We start from the raw sequence: 1,959 nt of genomic DNA, 5'->3' as shown, positions 1-1,959 counted from the left end.
CGTCGCAACGACGAACTGGAGCGAATCCTCGACGCGACGGCCGCCGACTACAGCGACCTCCGGCGGAAGAACGCCGAGCTGGTCGAGGAGCTCGCCCTGATCCGCCGCTACCTCTTCGGCCGCCGCTGTGAACGCGTCGCCGATGACCCCGGCCAGGGGCACCTGTTCGACCTCCCGGATGCCGTGATCGGGCCGGACCCCCTCGAAGTCCACGAGCCCGAAGGGCCGGCGGCGGACGAGCCGGCGGCGAAGGCCCCACGCTCGCGGTCGAAGCCACGGACCTCGTTCGATCACCTGCCCCACGTCCGGGTCGAGCACGACCTGTCCGAGGCCGAGAAATCCTGCCCCTGCTGCGGCGGCATGAAGCGGCGGATCGGCGAGGACATCTCCCGCGAGCTGGAGTTCATCCCCGCCAAATTCGAGATCCGCGAGCACGTCCTGCCGAAGTACGCCTGCCCGAAATGCAAGGGCGGCGTGGCCGCCCCGCCGGTGCCGCCCAAGCCGGTGCCCGGGGGCATCGCCGGGGCCGGCCTGGTCTCCTTCGTCGTGGTCGGCAAGTTCGCCGATCACCTGCCGTTATACAGGCTCGAAGATATTCTATTCCGACACGGCGTCACGCTGTCGCGGAGCACGCTCTGCGACTGGGTCCGCAACGCCGCCGACCTGCTCCGCCCATTGGCCGACCTCCAGCGCCGGCGGGTCCTCGCGACCGACCTGATCTGGACCGACGACACCTTCGTGACGGCCCTGAGCGAAGGCAAACCGGGCAGCACGAAGGCGCGGTTCTGGGCGTACATCGGCGGCGTCGACGCCCCGTACAGCGTCTACGACTTCACCATGAGCCGCGAGCGAAATGGCCCGGCGACGTTCCTGAAGGAGTACCGCGGATATTTGCAGGCCGACGCCTACGGAGGATATGACGGCATCTACACGGGGTCCGACGGCACGCTCGTCGAGGTCGCCTGCTGGGCGCACGCGCGGCGGAAGTTCTTCGAGGCGAGGGCCAACGCGCCGGCGGAGGCCAATCGGATCCTCGAGTGGGTCCGCCAGCTCTACGACATCGAGGACCGGGGCCGCGACCTGATGGCCGAGGATCGACGTGCGCTGCGGCAGCGGGAGTCGGTGTCGCTCCTCGGCAAGATCGAGGCGTACATCGACGAGCTGGCGCCGCGGACGCTGCCGAAGTCCTCGATGGGCAAGGCGCTGACGTATGCGAGGAACCAGCGCGCGGCGTTGCGCCGATATGTAGGGGATGGCCGGCTGACGATCGACAACAACGTGTCGGAGCGGACGCTGCGGCTGCAGGCGATCGGGCGGAAGAACTGGCTATTCCTGGGGAGCGAGGCGGCGGGCCCGCGGGCCGCGGTGCTGTTCACGATCCTGGCGGGAGCGAAGCGACATCGGCTGGAGCCGTGGGTCTACCTACGCGAGGTCATCTTGCACCTGGCCGCCGATGGCGAGGGGGCGGACCTGGAGGAGTTGCTGCCGGACCGCTGGGCGGCGGCCCATCCGGAGCACGTGCTGGAGCATCGGCTGGAGGAGTCGCGGCAGAAAGCGGCGCGACAGAAGGCGACCCGCAAACACCGCCGAGCCGGCCGACCGAGCCGGGAGTAGGGCCCTTCGGCGGAGCGGTCTCGCTCTTGCAGGCCGCCTCGCCCTGGCATGGGGACATCTCGTCCCCCGATCGTTCAACTCCCTCCCCCCGCGACACCGCGCCGGCCGGTCCCCGGCGGGTGCCCCTCCGCGCCGGGGGGCGGGCATCACCGGCCCGGCGCCGCTCGACTTCATCGCGAGGCGAGGCGCCCCCGCGAGCCGGGGCCGGGATCGCTGCGGTTGCCCTCGGCAGACCGCTTCGCCCCGCCGTGGGGACGAGTCATCGCCACGGCCCCGAAGGCCCCCCGCTGGCCGACCCCGGTGCGGTGCCCCCGCGCGCCCGGGGCTGGGAGGGCCGAGCGCTTA

At 71.2% G+C, this 1,959-nt stretch carries 1 protein-coding gene; it reads left to right on the top strand.

Annotated elements, in window-relative coordinates; all coding sequences use genetic code 11:
• Positions 1 to 1,614: IS66 family transposase (gene tnpC, locus G6O54_RS36720; protein WP_250847253.1), on the top strand; the 1,614-nt coding region annotated here is incomplete at its 5' end.
• Positions 1,615 to 1,959 lie beyond the last annotated feature (345 nt).

Source organism: Aquisphaera insulae (assembly GCF_011064615.1).
In the GTDB taxonomy this organism is placed as follows: domain Bacteria; phylum Planctomycetota; class Planctomycetia; order Isosphaerales; family Isosphaeraceae; genus Aquisphaera; species Aquisphaera insulae.
Note: the sequence above shows the minus strand (reverse complement) of the source record. Positions and strands in the feature narration are given on the sequence as shown.